Origin of the sequence: Listeria rocourtiae FSL F6-920 (assembly GCF_000525975.1) — a bacterium.
GTDB classification, from domain to species: Bacteria; Bacillota; Bacilli; order Lactobacillales; family Listeriaceae; genus Listeria_A; species Listeria_A rocourtiae.
Genome location: NZ_AODK01000120.1, coordinates 1 through 568 on the forward strand (window position 1 = coordinate 1; position 568 = coordinate 568).

General features: G+C 45.1%; 1 protein-coding gene. It reads right to left on the bottom strand.

Going from position 1 to position 568, the window contains the following annotated elements:
- The coding region (locus PROCOU_RS17940) for an immunoglobulin-like domain-containing protein (RefSeq protein WP_341871270.1) at positions 1 to 568 on the bottom strand (568 nt) is incomplete at both ends.

Genomic DNA, 568 nt, shown 5'->3' on the forward strand with positions numbered 1-568 from the left:
GAAGCGCGTTCACCTTCGTTGCCAAGGTTATCAACAGCGACTACTTCGAATGTTTGGCCTTCTGATTTCATAAGGGCAACATCGGAGGCATAGATTTTGAATGTATCACCTGTTATGGCACCATAGCGGATGAACTGACCATCGATATAAAGCGCGATTTTCTTGGCTTCAGTGGACACGGTACCGGTGATGTAGCTTGCTCCTTTGAAATAGTCGTCAATCATTGGTTTTACGATCTTTTTCGGTACAACTTTGGCGACAACTACAGAGCTGGATTTTAATCCGATTGTTCCATCTGTTGCAATTGGTGCTACTTCGAAGGTTTGCCCAGCGACTTGGAGTTCTGGTGTTGTGCTAGCGTAAATTTGGTACGTGCCATTGCTTGCGGCTGCTGTGCGGATGAGTTTACCGTTCACATAGATACCGACTTTTGTTACGCCTGTTTTTGTTGTACCTGTGATGTAATTGCCACCAGTAGTATAGGAATCAATGGTAACTTCGCCGAGTGCGAGTTGGCGTTGTGCTTTGTTAAGCGCTTGTTGTAATTTCGGTTTTCTTGTCGGAATCA